At 77.9% G+C, this 17,629-nt stretch carries 2 protein-coding genes; both read right to left on the reverse strand.

Annotation, left to right across the window (positions count from 1 at the left end; translation table 11 throughout):
* Positions 1-56 precede the first annotated feature (56 nt).
* A complete protein-coding gene (locus ABZ449_RS26550; RefSeq protein WP_360350677.1) occupies positions 57-16,727 on the reverse strand; it encodes an SDR family NAD(P)-dependent oxidoreductase in 16,671 nt (5,556 codons plus the stop codon).
* A 181-nt stretch (positions 16,728-16,908) separates the two neighbouring features.
* Entirely contained in the window at positions 16,909-17,613 is a 705-nt protein-coding gene (locus ABZ449_RS26555; RefSeq protein WP_360350680.1) for an SDR family oxidoreductase, read from the reverse strand.
* Between the last annotated feature and the right edge of the window lie 16 nt (positions 17,614-17,629).

The raw sequence follows: 17,629 nt of genomic DNA on the forward strand, positions 1-17,629 counted from the left end.
CATGTCGCGGGGAACGGGGCGGGCGTGCCGGCCCGGCGGGTGGTCGCGGGTTTCGGTCAGGGCCTTCGGAGGTTCTCGTCGATGAAGGCGAGCAGTTCGTCCCGGCCGAGGTCGGCGAGGGCGGGGTCGGGTTCGGTCGCCGCCGGGCGTTCGGGCAGCGGGGCGGACCCGGGCACCGGGGCGGGCTCGGGCGCCGTCGGGGCCGGGGTCGGGGCCTGGGCCCCGGCCGGGCCGCCGTCGAGCCGCTCCAGCAGATGGGCGGCCAGGCCCGCCGGGGTGGGATGGTCGAAGACCAGCGTGGTCGGCAGCTGGAGGCCGCACAACTCGCCCAACCGGCTGCGCAGTTCGACCGCGGTGAGCGAGTCGAAGCCCAGGTCGAGCAACCGGTCGTGGGCCGCCACCGCGGCGTGCGAGGGCCGCCCGAGGACCTTGGCCACCTCGCGGCGCACCAGGTCGACCAGCACGTGCTCGCGCTGCCCGGGCGCGGTGTCCCGCAGCCGCTCCCGCCACGCGGGGGTGGGCGCCGGGCGGGCGGCGGCGCGGCGGTGGACGGGGCGGGCGCCGCCGGCGGCCAGCTCCTTCAGGACCGGGGCGAGGACGCCCTGGGCGGCCCGGGCCCGCAGTACGGCGGGGTCGAGCCGGACGGGCGCGAGCGCCGCCGCGTCCTGGCCGAGCGCGGCGTCGAACAGGGCGAGTGCCTCCGACGGCTCCAGGGCGGCGACGCCCGCCCGGGCCAGCCGGGCCCGGTCGGCGTCGTCGAACCCGCCGGCCATGCCCGCCCCGCCCCACCAGCCCCAGGCGAGCGAGGTGGCGGGCAGGCCGAGCGCGCGGCGGTGCGCGGCGAGGCCGTCCAGGAAGGCGTTGGCGGCCGCGTAGTTGCCCTGCCCGGCGGAGCCGAGCGTGCCGGCGACGGAGGAGAACAGCACGAACGCCGCGGGCTTGAGCTCCTTGGTCAGCTCGTGCAGGTGCCAGGCCGCGTCGGCCTTGGGGCGCAGCACCCGGTCGAGGCTCTCGGGCGTGAGCGATTCGAGCACGCCGTCGTCGAGCGCCCCGGCGCAGTGCACCACGGCGGCGAGCGGCCGGTCGGCGGGCACGGTGTCGAGGAGCCCCGCGAGGGCGGAGCGGTCGGACACGTCGCAGGCGGCGATCCGCACCCGGGCGCCCAGGTCGCCGAGTTCGGCCGCGAGCCGGTCGGCTCCGGGCGCGGCCGGGCCGCGTCGGCCGACCAGCAGCAGGGAGCGGACGCCGTGCCGGGTGACCAGGTGCCGGGCGAGCAGCGCGCCCAGGCCGCCGGTTCCACCGGTGACCAGCACGGTGCCCTCGGGCCCGAACACCGGCTCGGCGGGCGGGCCGGACGGGGCGGGCGCCGCGCTGAGCCGGGGCACCGTGACGGCTCCGGCGCGCAGGGCGAACTGCGGCTCGTCGGTGCCGACGGCCGCGGGCAGGGCCGTGTCGGCGCCGAGCGGGGTGTCGACCAGCACGACCCGGCCGGGATGCTCGCTCTGGACGGAGCGCACCAGGCCCCACACCGCGGCGGCCACCGGATCGACCGTCCCGTCCTCGGGCGTGGTGGCCACCGCGTCGTGGGTGGCCAGGACCAGGCGGGTGGCGTCCAGGCGCTGGTCGGACGTCCAGCAGCGGAGCAGGGCGGTGGTGTGGTTGACCGCCGCCCGGGTGCGCTGCGGAACGTTGTCGCCGGCTCCGGTGGTCACCCGGATGGACACGGCGTCCGGCGCCGGGGTGCCGTGTTCGACGGCGGCGAACAGTGCGTCGATGTCCGCGTACCGGACGGTCCGGGCGCCGGGCGGTCCGGCCGGGGCGTCCGGGCCGATCGCGGCCCAGCACTCCTCGACGGGGGTCGGGTCGGCGGACAGGGGGCGCCAGCCCAGCTCGTACAGCGGGCGGTCGGCGGTCCGGCCGGGTCCGGCCGGGCGCAGCAGCAGCGAGCCGACGGTCGCCACGGGCGCCCCGGTGGCGTCCGCGAGGTCGAGCGCCAGGGTGTCGCCCTGGACGGCGATCCGCACCCGCAGCCGGTCCGCGCCGGTGGCGTGCAGGGCCACCTCCGACCAGGTGAACGGCAGTCGCGGTGCGGTGGCGGGCGCGTCCGCGTCCGGGCCGTCCTGCCCGGCGTCGTGCGGGACGGCACCGTGCGGGACGGCACCGGGCGGGACGGCACCGGGCACGGCGGCGCCGTGCAGGACCGCGGCGTGCAGGGCGGCGTCGAGCAGGGCGGGGTGCAGGCCGTACCGGCCGGCCCCGGCGGCGGCCTGTTCGGGCAGGGCCACCTCGGCGAGGACCCGGCCCTCGTGGAGCCAGGCCGCGCGCAGGCCCCGGAACGCCGGGCCGTACCGCACCCCGGCGGCCTCCAGGCGCTCGTACAGGCCCTCGACGGGGAGGGGGACGGCGCCGGGCGGCGGCCACTCGGCCAGGTCCCCTCCGGGGGGTGTCCCCTCGGCGAGGACGCCGGTGGCGTGCAGGGTCCACAGGGCGCCCCGAGCGGCGCGGTCGGGGCGGGCGTACACCGACAGCGGGCGGCGCCCGTCGGCGGTGGGCTCGGCGACCCGGATGCGCAGCCGGACGCCGTCCTGGTCCCGCTCGGGCAGCACCAGCGGGCTGCGCAGGGTGAGTTCGGCCAACCGGTCGCAGCCGAGGCGGGCACCCGCCTCCAGCGCGAGTTCCACGAAGGCGGCGCCGGGCAGCAGGACCTCGCCGCGCACGGCGTGGTCGGCCAGCCAGGGGCGGGTGGCGAGGGAGAGCCGTCCGGTGCACACCAGCTCGTCGCTGTCGGGCAGTTCGACGAAGGCGCCGAGCAGCGGATGGCCGGAGGTGTCGAGGCCGGCGCTCGCCCGGTCGGGGCCGTCGGGGGCCGGTTCGGACGTCGCGGGCAGCCAGTAGTGCTCCGGCTGGAAGGCGTAGGTCGGCAGGTCGACCCGCCGCGCGCCGGAGCCGGCGAAGTACGCGGCCCAGTCGACGGCCACGCCGCGCACGTGCAGCCGGCCCAACGCGTCCGCCAGTGCGTCCGGTTCGGGCCGGTCGCGGCGCAGCGCGGCGACCGCCCGCCCGGCCTCGTCGCCGGTGGCGGCGAGGGTGGCGAGCGAGCCGTCCGGGCCGACGTCCAGCAGGGTGGTCACGCCGTCCTCGGCCAGCTGCCGTACGGCGTCGTGGAACCGGACCGGGCGGCGGACCTGCTGCGCCCAGTAGTCCGGCGAGCCGAGCTCCTCCGCCGTCGCCGGGCGTCCGGTCACCGTGGAGACGATCGGCACGGTGGGCTGACGGAATGTCAAGGTCTCGGCCACCGCGCGGAGTTCGTCCAGCATCGGATCCATGGCGGGGGAGTGGAAGGCGTGGCTGACCCGCAACCGCGTGGTCCGGTGGCCGCGCTCGCCCAGCCGTTCGGCGATCGCCAGCACCGCGTCCGTCCGGCCGGAGAGGACCACGGCGGACGGCCCGTTGACGGCGGCGACGGCCGCGCCCTCGGTCAACAGCGGCAGCACCTCGGCCTCGGCGGCGGCCACCGCCACCATCGCCCCGCCCGGCGGAAGGGCCTGCATCAGCCGCGCCCGGGCGGTCACCAGCACGGCCGCGTCGGCCAGGTCCAGCACCCCGGCGACGTGTACGGCGGCGAGCTCCCCGATGGAGTGGCCGGCCAGGACGTCCGGCCGCACGCCCCAGGACTCCAGCAGCCGGAACAGCGCCACCTCGACCGCGAACAGGGCGGGTTGGGTGTACTCGGTGCGGTCCAGCAGTGCGGCCGCCTCGGTGTCCGGTCCGGCGTCCAGGACCTCCCGCAGCGGACGCGGCAGGTGCCGGTCCAGCTCGGCGCAGACCTCGTCGAAGGCCGCGGCGAACACCGGATGGCGCGCGTGGAGCCGGCGGCCCATGCCGAGCCGCTGGCTGCCCTGGCCGGCGAACAGGAAGGCCAGCCGCCCGCCGGCCTTCCGCCCGGGCGACGCCGGGTCGGCGATCAGTTCGTCCAGCCGCTCCAGGAAGTCCTCACGGGTCGTGGACACCAGCGCGGCGCGGTGCTCGAAGGCCGTCCGGCCGGTGGCCAGCGAGAAGCCGAGGTCGAGCGGACGCAGGTCCGGGCGCTCGTCGAGGCGTTCGCGCAGCCGGACGGCCTGGGCGCGCAGCCCCTCGGCGCTGCGGGCGGACAGCAGCCACGGGACGGCCGGCGCGTCGGCACCGCGCGGCGGCGCGGCGGCCCCGGGCACGGCCCGCTCCACCGGGGCCTGTTCGAGGACGACGTGGGCGTTGGTGCCGCTGATGCCGAAGGAGGAGACCCCGGCCCGGCGCGGGCGGCCCGCGGCGGGCCACGGCACGCTGTCGGTGAGCAGGGTCACCGCGCCGGAGGACCAGTCGACGTGCGGGGTCGGCTCGTCCACGTTGAGCGTCCGGGGCAGCGCGCCGTGGCGCATCGCCATGACCATCTTGATCACGCCGGCGACGCCCGCCGCGGCCTGGGTGTGGCCGAGGTTGGACTTGACCGATCCGAGGTACAGCGGCCGCTCCGGTGCGCGGTCGGGGCCGAAGACGGAGAGGATCGCCTCCGCCTCGATCGGGTCGCCGAGCGAGGTGCCGGTGCCGTGGGCCTCGACCGCGTCCACCTCGGTGGTGGTGAGGCCGGCATTGGCGAGGGCCTGGCGGATCACCCGTTCCTGGGAGGGGCCGTTGGGGGCGGTGAGGCCGTTGCTGGCACCGTCCTGGTTGACCGCGCTGCCGCGGACCAGGGCGAGGACGGGGTGGCCGTTGGCGCGGGCGTCGGAGAGCCGCTCCAGCAGGAGGACGCCGACGCCCTCGCCCCAGCCGGTGCCGTCCGCCGCGGCGGCGAAGGGCTTGCAGCGGCCGTCGGGGGCGAGCCCGCGCTGCCGGGAGAACTCGATGAACGGCGTGGGCGTGGACATCACGGTCACGCCGCCGGCCAGCGCCAGATCGCTCTCGCCCGAGCGCAGCGACTGGGCGGCCAGGTGCAGCGCCACCAGCGAGGAGGAGCAGGCGGTGTCGACCGAGACGGCCGGCCCCTCCAGCCCCAGCGCGTACGCCACCCGGCCGGAGGCCACGCTGCCGGCCGTCCCGGAGCCGAGGTAGCCCTGGACCTCCTCGGGCACCCGGCGGGCCCACGAGCCGTAGTCGTGGTACATCACGCCCGCGAAGACGCCGGTCCGGCTGCCGCGCAGGCTGGTCGGGTCGATGCCGGCCCGTTCGACGGCCTCCCAGCCGGTCTCCAGGAGTAGCCGCTGCTGGGGGTCCATGGCGAGCGCCTCGCGCGGGTTGATGCCGAAGAACGCGGCGTCGAAGGCGGTGGCGTCGCGCAGGAACGCTCCGTGGCGCGCGTAGCTCCTGCCCGGCGTGCCCGGCTCCGGGTCGTACAGTCCGGCGAGGTCCCAGCCCCGGTCCTCGGGCAGTTCGCCGACGGCGTCGAGGCCGTTCGCGACCAGCGCCCACAGGCCCTCGGGGGAGGTGATGCCGCCGGGGTAGCGGCAGGCCATCGCGACGATCGCGATCGGCTCCTCGGCGGTGGTCGCCGCCGCGCGCGCCCGGACCGGCGCGGCCTCCTCGGCGTCGCCCAGCAGCCGGGACGCCAGGTAGCCCGCCAGCTCCTGCGGGGTGGGGCGGTCGAAGACCAGGCCGGCGGGGAGCGTCAGACCGGTCAACGCGCCCAGGCGGTTGCGCAGTTCGAGCGCGGTCAGGGAGTCCATGCCCAGCTGGGCGAAGGCCCGGCCGTCCTGGGTGTCGTCCAGGGCGTCGAGACCGAGGACGGCCGCGGCCTCGGCCCGCACCACGGCGGTCAGCTCGCGCAGTCGCTCCGCCTCGTCCAGGGTGCGCACCCGGCCGGACAGTTCGGCCGCCGGGGCGGGCGTCCGGGCCGGGCGGTGGGCCGGTTCCGGACGGACCAGGGCGCGCAGCAGCGGCGGGGCCGGGGCGAGGCCGGGAGCGCCCGCGCCGGCCGCCGCCGGGGCGGTGGGGTCGAGGCGCGCCGGTGCGAGGAGCGGCTCGTCGGCGGCCAGGGCCGCGTCCAGCAGGGCGAGCCCGTGCGCGGTGCTCAGCGGGCGCACGCCCACCCGGGCGAGCCGGGCCAGGTCGGACGCGTCGAGGCCGGAGGTCAGCCCGCTGCGCTCCGCCCAGAGCCCCCAGGCCAGCGAGGTGGCGGGCAGGCCGAGGGCGCGGCGGTGTCCGGCGAGGGCGTCCAGGAAGGCGTTGGCGGCCGCGTAGTTGCCCTGGCCGGCCGAGCCGAGCAGCCCGGCGGCCGAGGAGAACAGTACGAATGCCGAGAGCGGCTGACCCTGCGTCAACTCGTGGAGGTGGAAGGCGGAATGGGCCTTGGGTCGCAGGACGCCCGCGAGTCGCTCGGGGGTCAGCGAGCCGATCGCCCCGTCGTCCAGGACCCCGGCCGCGTGCACCACGGCTGTCAGCGGGTGCTCGGCGGGCACGTCAGCCAGCAGGGCCGCCACCGCCTCGCGGTCGGCGAGGTCGCAGCCGGCCACCGTGGCGTGGGCCCCCAGGGTGGTCAGCTCGGTCAGCAACTCCTCGACGCCCGGCGCTCGTTCGCCGCTGCGGCTGACCAGCAGGAGGTGCCGGGCGCCGTGCTCGGCGACCAGGTGGCGGGCGACGAGCCGGCCGAGCAGCCCCGTCCCGCCGGTGATCAGCACCGTGCCCTCCGGGTCGAGCGGACGGGCCGACCGCAGCTCGGGGACGTCCACCCGGGCCAGTCGTGGCAGCCGTACGGTGCCCGCGCGCAGGGCGAGTTGGGGCTCCTCGCCGGCGGTCGCGGCCGCCAGCGCACGGGCGGAGGCGGGGGCGTCGTCGAGGTCGGCGAGGACCAGGCGTCCGGGGTGCTCGGTCTGCGCGGAGCGCAGCAGCCCCCAGACGGCGGCTTCGGCGGGGTCGGGCGTCTCCCCGTCGGCCGCGGCCACGGCGCGGTGGGTCACCAGGACCAGCCGCGCCGAGGCCAACCGCTCCTCGGCCAGCCACTCCTGGACCAGGGCCAGCGCCCGCTCCGTCGTCGCCAGGGCCCGGTCGGCGGCGGAGCCGGTCTCCGCGGTGCCCGCCGGGCGCGTGGCGGCGAACACCTGGTCCGGCACCGGCTCGCCGGCGTCGAGCGCGGTGCGCAGCGCGGTGAGATCGGCCCAGCGCGGCGCCGGCTCACCCGGCAGGAGGTCGTCCGGCAGCAGGTCGTCCGCGCCGAGCACCGCCCGCCGCCCGGTCGGGGCCGGCGCCACCGGGGCGGGGGCGGCGGGCCAGTCGAGCCGGTAGAGCCCGCTCTCCCCGGCCTCCGGTCGCCCGGCCGCGAGGTCCGCCGGCGCCGGGCGCAGCACGAGGGCCCCGACGGACGCCACCGGGTGCCCGTCCGCGTCGTGGGCGGTGAGCGTCGCCTCGCCCGGTCCGGCGAGGCCGAGCCGGACCCGCAGCGCGGCCGCGCCACGGACCGGCGCCGACACCCGCTGCCAGGCGAACGGCAGTACGGCCGGAGCCCCGTCGTCCGCCACCAGGCCGATGGTGTGCAGGGCCGCGTCGAACAGGGCCGGGTGCACCGCGTACCGCTCGGCCTCGGCCTGCTCGGCGCCGGTCAGGACGACCTCGGCGAGGACGTCCTGACCACTGCGCCAGGCCCGGACCAGGTTCCGGAAGGCCGGGCCGTAGCCGTAGCCCCGGCGGGCCAGCCGCTCGTACAGGTCCGCGGTGTCGATCTCCGCGGCGCCGGGCGGCGGCCACTCCTCGGCCGGGGCGGGCGGCTGCTCCGGCCCGGGGGCGAGCAGCCCGGTGGCGTGCTGGGTCCACGGCAGGCCCGCCCCGGCGTGCTCGGCGCGGGAGAAGATCCGGATGCTCCGGCGGCCCGTCCCGTCGGCCGCGCCCACCGCGACCTGGAGGGCGACGCCGCCGGCCGGCGGGGGCAGCAACGGCGCGGTCAGGCCGAGCTCGTCGAGCAGCGCGCAGCCGACCTGCTCGCCGGCGAGGAGGGCGAGTTCGACGAAGGCGGTGCCGGGCAGCAGGACGGCGCCGGCGACCCGGTGGTCCCCCAGCCAGGGCTGCGCCCGTTCGGCCAGCCGGCCGGTGAGGACGTACTCGTCGGTGCCGGCGAGGTGCAGCACCGAGGACAGCAGCGGATGGTCCACCGGCCGCTGACCGGTCGCGCGCGGCGCGGCCCCGGCCGGGTCGGTGGGGGCGTCCAGCCAGTACCGGGTGCGCTGGAAGGGGTAGGTGGGCAGCTCGACCGCGGGACCGTCGGCCGGGCCGAGGAGGGCCGTCCAGTCCACTGCGAGTCCCTGGGCGAAGTCCTCGGCGGCGGCCGGTACCTGTCCGGCGGAGCCCACCACGCCCTCGGTGCCGGCGGCGACGGCGGCGAGACCGGCGAGCAGCTCCGCACCGTCCCGGCCGACCACGACGGCGCGGTGCTCGAAGACCGACCGGGTGGTGGCCAGCGCCCGGGCCACGGCTGCCGGGTCGAGCCCGGGCCGATCGGCCGCCAGGGCGATCAGTTGCTCGGCCCGGGCCCGCAGCGCGCCGGGCGTCCGCCCGGAGAGCACCCACGGGAGGACCGCCGGGCCGGCGGCGGCAGGGACGGGTTCGGGTTCGGGCTGAAGCCGGGGCTCGGGCTGTTCCAGGATGACGTGGGCGTTGGTGCCGCTGATGCCGAAGGAGGAGACGGCGGCCCGGCGCGGGGTGTCGCCGGTAGGCCAGGGGGTGTTCTCGGTGAGCAGGGTGACCGCGCCGGAGGTCCAGTCGACGTGGGGGGTCGGTTCGTCCACGTGGAGGGTGCGGGGCAGGACGCCGTGGCGCATGGCCATGACCGTCTTGATCACGCCGGCCACGCCGGCGGCGGCCTGGGGGTGGCCGATGTTGGACTTCACCGAACCGAGGCGAACGGGTCGTTCCGCCGGGCGGTGCTGTCCGTAGGTGGCGAGCAGGGCCTGGGCCTCGATCGGGTCGCCGAGGCGGGTGCCGGTGCCGTGGGCCTCGACCGCGTCCACGTCGGCGGGGGTGAGGCCGGCGTCGGCGAGGGCCTGGCGGATCACCCGCTGCTGGGCGGGGCCGTTGGGGGCGGTGAGGCCGTTGGAGGCGCCGTCCTGGTTGACCGCCGAGCCGCGGACCACGGCGAGCACGGGGTGGCCGTTGGCGCGGGCGTCGGAGAGCCGCTCCAGGACCAGGACGCCGACGCCCTCGCCCCAGCCGGTGCCGTCCGCCCCGGCGGCGAAGGGCTTGCAGCGGCCGTCGGGGGCGAGCCCGCGCTGCCGGGAGAACTCGACGAAGACGCCCGGGCTCGACATCACCGTCACCCCGCCCGCCAGCGCCAGCGAGCACTCGCCCGAGCGCAGCGACCGGGAGGCCAGGTGCAGCGCCACCAGCGAGGTGGAGCAGGCGGTGTCGATGCTGACGGCCGGGCCCTCCAGCCCGAGCGCGTAGGCGAGCCGGCCGGAGACCACGCTTGCGGCGCTGCCGGTCAGCACATAGCCCTCGGCGGTGCCGGCCGGCTCCGCCAGGCGGGGGCCGTACTCGCCGTTGGACGCGCCGACGTAGACCCCGGTGTCGCTGCCGCGCAGGGTGGCCGGGTCGATGCCGGCCCGTTCGACGGCCTCCCAGCCGGTCTCCAGCAGCAGCCGCTGCTGCGGGTCCATGGCGAGCGCCTCGCGCGGGCTGATCCCGAAGAACGCGGCGTCGAACTCGCCCGCGTCGTACAGGAATCCGCCGTGCCGGCTGTACGAGGTGCCGGGCCGGCCGGGCTCCGGGTGGAACAGCCGCCCGACGTCCCAGCCGCGGTCGTCGGGCAGTTCGCCGATCGCGTCGGTGCCGGAGAGGACGAGGTCCCACAGGCCGTCGGGGGAGGTGACGCCGCCGGGGTAGCGGCAGGCCATGCCGACGATGGCGATCGGTTCGTCGGCGGGGGCCGGCGCCACGAGGGCGGGGGCCGGGCGGGCGTCCTCGCCGGTGAGCCCGGCGAGGACGGCCTCGGCGACCGCCTGCGGGGTGGGGTGGTCGTAGACCAGCGTGGGGGACAGCCGCAGCCCGGTCGCGGCGTTCAGCCGGTTGCGCAGCTCCACGGCCGTCAGCGAGGTGAGGCCCAGCTCGGAGAAGACCCGGCGCTCCCGGACCTGCTCGGCGGAGGCGAAGCCGAGGACGGTCGCGACGGCCCCGCGCACGAGCTCCGACACCGCCTCCGCGCGGAGCTGCGGATCGAGTCCGGCCAGCCGTCGGGCGAGCTCCTCGCCGTCCGGGCCCGCGGCGGCCGGGGCGGCGGCCGCCCGGCGGGCCTCGGGGACGGTGTCGAACAGCGGGCGCGGGCGGGCGAGGGTGAGGGCGGGGACGAGGACGTCCCAGTCGACCCGCGCCACCGTCACACAGTCGTCCCCGGCGACGAGCGCCCCCTCCAGTGCGGCGAGGCCCTGCTCGGGGGCGAGAGCGGGCAGGCCGAGGCGGTGGAGCTGGTCCGCGACGGCGGTACCGGCCGCCATCCCGGCACCGGCCCACGGCCCCCAGGCGATGGAGGTGGCCGGCAGGCCCTGGGCGCGGCGGTGCTCCGCGAGGGCGTCGAGGAAGGCGTTGCCCGGGGCGTAGCCGCCCTGCCCGGGCAGGCCCCAGGTGGCGGCCACGGAGGAGAAGAGCACGAAGGCGGACAGGTCGGCGTCCCGGGTCAGCTCGTCCAGGTTCCGCGCGGCGGTGGCCTTGGCGCGCAGCGCCCGGTCCAGCCGGTCGGGGGTGAGGGCGTCGAGCAGGGCGTCGTCGAGCTGCCCGGCGGCGTGCACCACGGTGGTCAGCGGGAGGTCGTCCGGCAGCGCGGCGAGGACGGCGGCGAGCGCGTCCCGGTCGGCGGCGTCGCAGGCGGCGAGCGTGACGCGGGCGCCGAGCGCGGCCAGTTCGGCGCGCAACTCCTCGGCGCCGGGCGCCTGTTCGCCGCGCCGGCTGACCAGCAGCAGGTGCTCGGCGCCGGCCGCCGCCAGCCGACGGGCGACCAGCGCGCCGAGCGCCCCGGTGCCGCCGGTGACCAGGGCGGTGCCCCGGGTGCGCCAGGCGCGGTGGGCCTGCGGCGGGGCGGGGGAGCGTTCGAGGCGGCGGGCGAACACGCCGAGCGGCCGGACCGCGAGCTGGTCCTCCGCGCCCTCACCGGACAGCACCTCGGCCAGGTGGTCCGCGGAGGCGTCGTCGGCCTCGGCCGGCAGATCGACCAGGCCGCCCCGGCGCTCGGGGTGCTCCAGGGCGACGATCCGCCCCAGGCCCCACAGTTGGGCCTGCTCCGGGTCGCGCACCCCGTCCCCGGCGCCGGTGCCCACGGCGCCGCTGGTGGCGTACCAGAGCGGGACGACCGGCTCCAGCTCGCCGAGGGCCTGGGTCAGCGCGAGCGAGGCGGCCAGACCGACGGGTACGGACGGGTGGCCGGCCAGCGGCCCTTCGGCCAGGGCGAGCAGGGACAGCACTCCGGTCGGGTGGAACCCGTCCAGCGCGGCGCGCAGCCGCTCGGCGACGCCGGCCCGGTCCGCGGCCGGGTCGACGGCGACCTGCCGGACCTCGGCGCCGCGGAGGGTCAGCGCCCGGACGGCCGCCCGTGCCCAGGGGCCGCTGCGCGCGGTGTCCGCGGGGACGGCCACCAGCCAGCGTCCGCCCGGGGCGGCGGCCGGGAGCGGGTCGACCCGGTGCCAGCGGACCCGGTAGCGCAGGGAGTTCAGCTCCGCCCGCGCGCGTCGGCGCCCGTGCCAGCGGGACAGCGCCGGCAGCGCGGCGGACAGCGCCTCGGCGGCGGGGGCGTCCGGGGCGGAGCCGAGGTCGAGCTCGGCGGCGACGGCCTCGGTGTCGCCCTGCTCCACCGCGGCCCAGAACCGCTGTTCGGCCTCGTCGGGCGCGGCGGTGCCGGAGCCCGGGCGGTCGGCGGGCTGCCACCAGTACCGGTCCCGGCGGAACGGATAGGTGGGCAGCTCGACCACCCGGGCGCCGGCGTCGGCGAACAGCACCGCCCAGTCCACGGTGAGCCCCTGGACGAAGTCCTCGGCGGCGGCCACCATCAGGCCGGCGGCGCCCTCGGCGGGGGCCGTCACGCCCTCGGTGCCGGCGGCGACGGCGGCGAGCCCGGCGAGCAGCTCGGCGCGGTCGGTGCCGAGGACCACCGCGCGGTGCTCGAAGGCGGCGCGGGCGGTGGCGAGGGTGTACGCCACGTCGACCGGCCGGGCCCCGGGGTCGGCGGTCAGGTGCCGGGCGAGCCGTACGGCCTGCTCGCGCAGCGCCTCGGGCGTCTTCGCGGACAGCGCCAGCGGCAGCGGGCCGGCGGCAGCCGCAGGGACGGGTTCGGGTTCGGGCTGAAGCCGGGGCTCGGCCGGGGGCTCCTCCAGGATGACGTGGGCGTTGGTGCCGCTGATGCCGAAGGAGGAGACGGCGGCCCGGCGCGGGGTGTCGCCGGTGGGCCAGGGGGTGTTCTCGGTGAGCAGGGTGACCGCGCCGGAGGTCCAGTCGACGTGGGGAGTGGGTTCGTCCACGTGGAGGGTGCGGGGCAGGACGCCGTGGCGCATGGCCATGACCGTCTTGATCACGCCGGCCACGCCGGCGGCGGCCTGGGGGTGGCCCAGGTTGGACTTCACCGAGCCCAGCAGCAGCGGGAGTTCACGCTCCTGCCCGTAGGTGGCGAGCAGGGCCTGGGCCTCGATCGGGTCGCCGAGGCGGGTGCCGGTGCCGTGGGCCTCGACCGCGTCCACGTCGGCGGGGGTCAGGCCGGCGTCGGCGAGGGCCTGGCGGATCACCCGTTCCTGGGCGGGGCCGCTCGGGGCGGTGAGGCCGTTGCTGGCACCGTCCTGGTTGACCGCCGAGCCGCGCACCACGGCCAGCACCCGGTGCCCGTGACGCCGCGCGTCGGAGAGCCGCTCCAACAGCAGGACGCCGACGCCCTCGCCCCAGCCGGTTCCGTCCGCCCCGGCGGCGAAGGCCTTGCAGCGCCCGTCCTCGGACAGTCCGCGCTGGCGGCTGAACTCGACGAAGGTGCCCGGCGTCGACATCACCGTCACCCCGCCCGCCAGCGCCAGCGAGCACTCGCCCGAGCGCAGCGACCGGGCGGCCAGGTGCAGCGCCACCAGCGAGGACGAGCAGGCGGTGTCGATGCTGACGGCCGGGCCCTCCAGCCCGAACACGTAGGCGAGCCGGCCGGAGGCCACGCTGCCCGCGCTGCCGGTGAGCAGGTAGCCGTCGGTGCCGTCCTCGCCCTTGTGCAGGCGCGGCCCGTAGTCGGAGGCCATCAGCCCGGTGAAGACGCCGGTCCGGCTGCCGCGCAGCGGCGCGGGGTCGATCCCGGCCCGCTCGAAGGCCTCCCAGGCGACCTCCAGCAGCAGCCGCTGCTGCGGGTCGGTGGCCAGCGCCTCGCGCGGGGACATGCCGAAGAACTCGGCGTCGAAGCGGTCGGCGTCGTGCAGGAAGCCGCCGTGCCGGGTGTAGGAGGTGCCGGGGTGCTGCGGATCGGGGTGGTGGAGCGCGTCGAGGTCCCAGCCCCGGTTGTCGGGGAAGCCGCCGACGGCGTCCCGCCCCTCGGCGACCAGCCGCCACAGCTCCTCGGGGCCGCCGGCTCCGCCGGGGAAGCGGCAGGCCATGCCGACGATCACCACCGGGTCGTCGGTGTCGGGGGCGGTCGGGGCGACGGGGGCCTCGAACGGCGCGGCGGCGGGGGTGTCGAGCAGCCCGGTCAGCAGGTGGGCGGCCAGTGCGCGGGGGGTGGGGTGGGCGAAGACGGCGGTGGTCGGCAGCCGCAGTCCGGTCGCCGCGTTCAGCCGGTTGCGCAGTTCGACGGCGGCGATCGAGTCGAAGCCCGCGTCCTTGAAGGCGCGGCCCGGGCCGACCGAGGCGCCGGAACCGTGGCCGAGGACGGCCGCGGTCTGCTCCCGCACCAGGTCGAGCAGCAGGTCGTCGCGCTCGGACGGCGGCAGCGCGGTCAGCCGCTCGGCCAGTGGCCGCGGCTCCCCGGGCCGGTCGGCGCTCGAGGCGCGCGGCTCGGGGGCCTCGGCGGCGGGGGCGGGTGCCGCCGGGGCGGCAGCGGTGGTCCCGGGCAGCCAGTACGGCGTGCGCTGGAAGGCGTAGGTGGGCAGTGCGACCGGCCGGGTGGCACCGAAGAACGGCGTCCAGTCCACGGCGGCGCCGGCGACCTGGGCCTGGGCGAGCGAGCTGAGCAGCCTGGTCCGGCCGCCGTCCTCACGCCGGAGCGTGCCGACGACGGCGGCCGGGTCCTGCGGGGTGGTCCACGACTCGGCGGCCTCCTGGACGCCGACGGCGAGGACGGGGTGCGGGCTGGACTCCACGAAGAGCCGGTGGCCGTCGGCGAGCAGGGCGCGGACGGTCTGCTCGAACCAGACCGTCCCGCGCAGGTTCCGGTACCAGTAGTCGGCGTCCAGCGCGGTGGTGTCGGCGACCGGGCCGGCCGTGACGGTCGAGTAGAAGGCGACGTCCGTGGCCGGGAGCGGGGTGATGTCGGCGAGGGCGGCGAGCAGTTCGTCCCGGACGGCCTCGACACCGGGGGAGTGCGAGGCGTAGTCGACGTCGATCCGCCGGGCCCGGACGTCCTCCGCCTGGTAGGTGGCGAGCAACCGGTCGAGGACGTCGCCGTCGCCCGCGAGCACGGTGGCGGAGGGGCCGTTGACGGCGGCCACCGCGACCCGGTCGCGCCAGGGCGCGATCCGCTCGGCGACCTCGGCGACGGGCAGCGGCACGGAGACCATCGCGCCCGTCCCGGCGAGCCGGGTGAGCGCCTGCGACCGCAGGGCGACGATCTTGGCGGCGTCCCGCAGCGACAGCACCCCGGCGACGTGGGCGGCGGCGATCTCGCCCTGCGAGTGGCCGACCACCGCGTCCGGCGTCACGCCGTGGGCCCGCCAGACCGCGGCGAGCGAGACCATGACCGCCCACAGGGCGGGCTGCACGACGTCCACCCGCTCCAGGGACGGCGCCCCGGGCTCGCCGCGCAGCACGGCGGTGAGCGACCAGTCGACGAACTCGGCGAGCGCCTCCTCGCACGCGGCGATCCGCTCGGCGAAGACCTCGCTGTCCGCCAGCAGCTCCCGTCCCATGGCCGCCCACTGGGACCCCTGGCCGGGGAAGACCAGCACCGTGCGGCCCCGCACGGCGGCGGCGGTGGCCGCCACGGCGTTGCGGGCGGGCCGGTCCTCGGCCAGGGCGGTGAGACCGGCGAGCAACTCGGCGCGGTCGGTGCCGACCACCACCGCGCGGTGCTCGAACACCGACCGGGTGGTGGCCAGGGCGTGTCCGACCTCGACCGGCCCGGCGTCCTGGTGTCCGGTCAGGAAGTCGGCGAGGCGGGCGGCCTGGGCGCGCAGCGCGGCGCCGCTGCGGGCGGACAGCGGCCACGGCACGGCGGCCGGTTCGGCCGGCGGCCGGTCGGTCTCGCCCGCCGGGGCGGCCGGCGGTTCGGTCAGCACCACGTGGCAGTTGGTGCCGCCGAGTCCGAACGAGCTGACCCCGGCGACGAGTCGGCGGTCCTGCCGCGGCCAGGGCGACAGCTCGGTGTGGACGGCGAGGTTCAGTTCGTCCAGCGGGATGTCCGGGTTGGGCGTGCGGTAGTTGAGGCTCGGCGGGACGAGCCGGTGCCGGATGCTCAGGGCGACCTTGAGGAGGCCGGCGATGCCGGCCGCGCCCTCGAGGTGGCCGAGGTTGGTCTTGGCCGACCCCACCCGCAGCGGGCCGTCGGCCGCACCGTCGGGGGCGTCCCCGCGCGCTCGGCCCACGGCGGCACCGAGGGCGGCCGCCTCCACCGGGTCGCCCGCCCGGGTGCCCGTGCCGTGCAGCTCCACGTACTGGACCTCGGCCGGGTCGACCCCGGAGCGGTGGTAGGCCCGCCGGATCACGGCCTCCTGGGCGCGCGCGTCGGGCGCGGTCAGGCCGGCGCCGCCGCCGTCGTTGTTCACCGCGCTGCCCCGGATCACGCACAGGACGGGCGAGCCCTGCGCGAGCGCGTCGTCGAGCCGCTGGAGCACCACCAGGCCGGCGCCCTCGCCGCGGACGTAGCCGTTGGCCCGGGCGTCGAAGGTGAAGCAGCGGCCGTCCGGGGACAGGCCGCCGAGCTTGGCGGCGGTGACGGCGTTCTCCACCGCGAGGTCCAGGTTCACCCCGCCGGCCAGGGCGAGGGTGCTCTCGCCGCGGCGCAGGCTCTCGCAGGCCAGGTGCACGGCGACCAGGGAGGAGGACTGGGCGGTGTCCACCACCAGGCTCGGCCCGGCCAGCCCCAGGGCGTGGGAGAGCCGGTTGGCGATCACGCCGCGTTGCAGGCCCGCCGCCCAGTGCCGGGTGGTCGCACCGGCGCCGTCGCGGCGCAGCAGGGCCGCGTAGTCGTCCCAGATCGCGCCGACGAAGACGCCGGTCGCGCTGCCGGCCAGCCGTTCGGGCACCAGGCGGGCGTCCTCCAGCGCCTCCCAGCCGAGTTCCAGCACCAGCCGCTGCTGGGGGTCCATCGCGGCGGCCTCGCGCGGGCCGATGCCGAAGAACTCCGCGTCGAAGCCGGTGACGGTGGGCCAGTCCAGGAAGCCGCCGTGCCGCAGGTCGGCCCGGCCCGGGGCGTCGAGGTCGCCGTCGCCGTACCAGGCCTCGGCGTCCCAGCGCTCGGGCGGGGTCGGGCCGACGGCGCTGCGGCCCTCGCGCAGCAGCCGCCAGTACGCCTCGGGGGAGGACGCTCCGGGGAACCGGCAGGCCAGTCCGATCACCGCGATGGGGACGTCGGGCGCCCCGTCGAGGGCTTGTCCGTCGACGGGCGGCTGGTCCATCGGTTCCGACTCCCTAGTGCCGAGTGGGGGCCGGCCGGCTCCCCGGAGCCGGCCGGTGGGCTGGTCACGCGATGAATCTGCCCGGTCCGGGCGGAGCGGGGGCATCGACACCGGGCGGGCGGGTGCCCGCCCGGTCGGTGCCCGGACCGGGAGTCTGAGGGGGTGGGCGGACGCGGTCGCGTCAGATGCCCATGCCGATGCCGCCGCCGACCGGGAGGACCGCGCCGGTGATGTAGCTGGCCTCCTCGCTGGCGAGGAAGCGCACGGCGGCGGCCACCTCGCGGTCGGTGCCGGGGCGGCCGAGCGGGGTCATCTTCATGGTGTCGCGCATCCGGCGGTCGGACAGCGACTTGGTCATGTCGGTCTCGATGATGCCCGGGGCGACCAGGTTGACGGTGATGCCGCGCGGCCCCAACTCCCAGGCCAGCGACCGGGCGAAGCCCAGCAGCGCGGTCTTGGTGGCCGCGTAGTTGGTCTGGCCGGGGGAGCCGAGGAAGCCGAGCGCGGAGGAGAGCAGCACGATCCGGCCGCGCCGCTCGGCGAGCATGGTCGAGGAGGCCGCGCGCACCGTGCGGAACACGCCCCGCAGGTTGACGTCCAGCACCTCGTCGAAGGCCTTGTCGTCCATCCGCAGCAGCAGGGTGTCCCGGGTGATCCCGGCGTTGGCGACCAGCACCTCGACCGGGCCCTGCTCGCGGGCGACGGTCTCCAGCGCCTCGTCCACCGACGCCTGGTCGGTGACCTCGCAGCGCACCCCGAGGAAGCCCTCCGGGACGTCTCCGCCACGGTGGCCGACCGCGACCCGGTCGCCGTCCGCCGCCATCGCGCGGGCCACCGCCAGACCGATGCCGCGGTTGGCCCCGGTGATGAAGACTGATCGAGACATGGTTCGTGGGTCGCCT

The organism is Kitasatospora sp. NPDC005856 (assembly GCF_040629945.1).
GTDB lineage: Bacteria > Actinomycetota > Actinomycetes > Streptomycetales > Streptomycetaceae > Kitasatospora.

Coding starts and splice junctions, on each gene's coding strand:
- ABZ449_RS26550 (WP_360350677.1), bottom strand. CDS start 16,727: ATGGACCAGCCGCCCGTCGACGGACAAGCCCTCGACGGGGCGCCCGAC.
- ABZ449_RS26555 (WP_360350680.1), bottom strand. CDS start 17,613: ATGTCTCGATCAGTCTTCATCACCGGGGCCAACCGCGGCATCGGTCTG.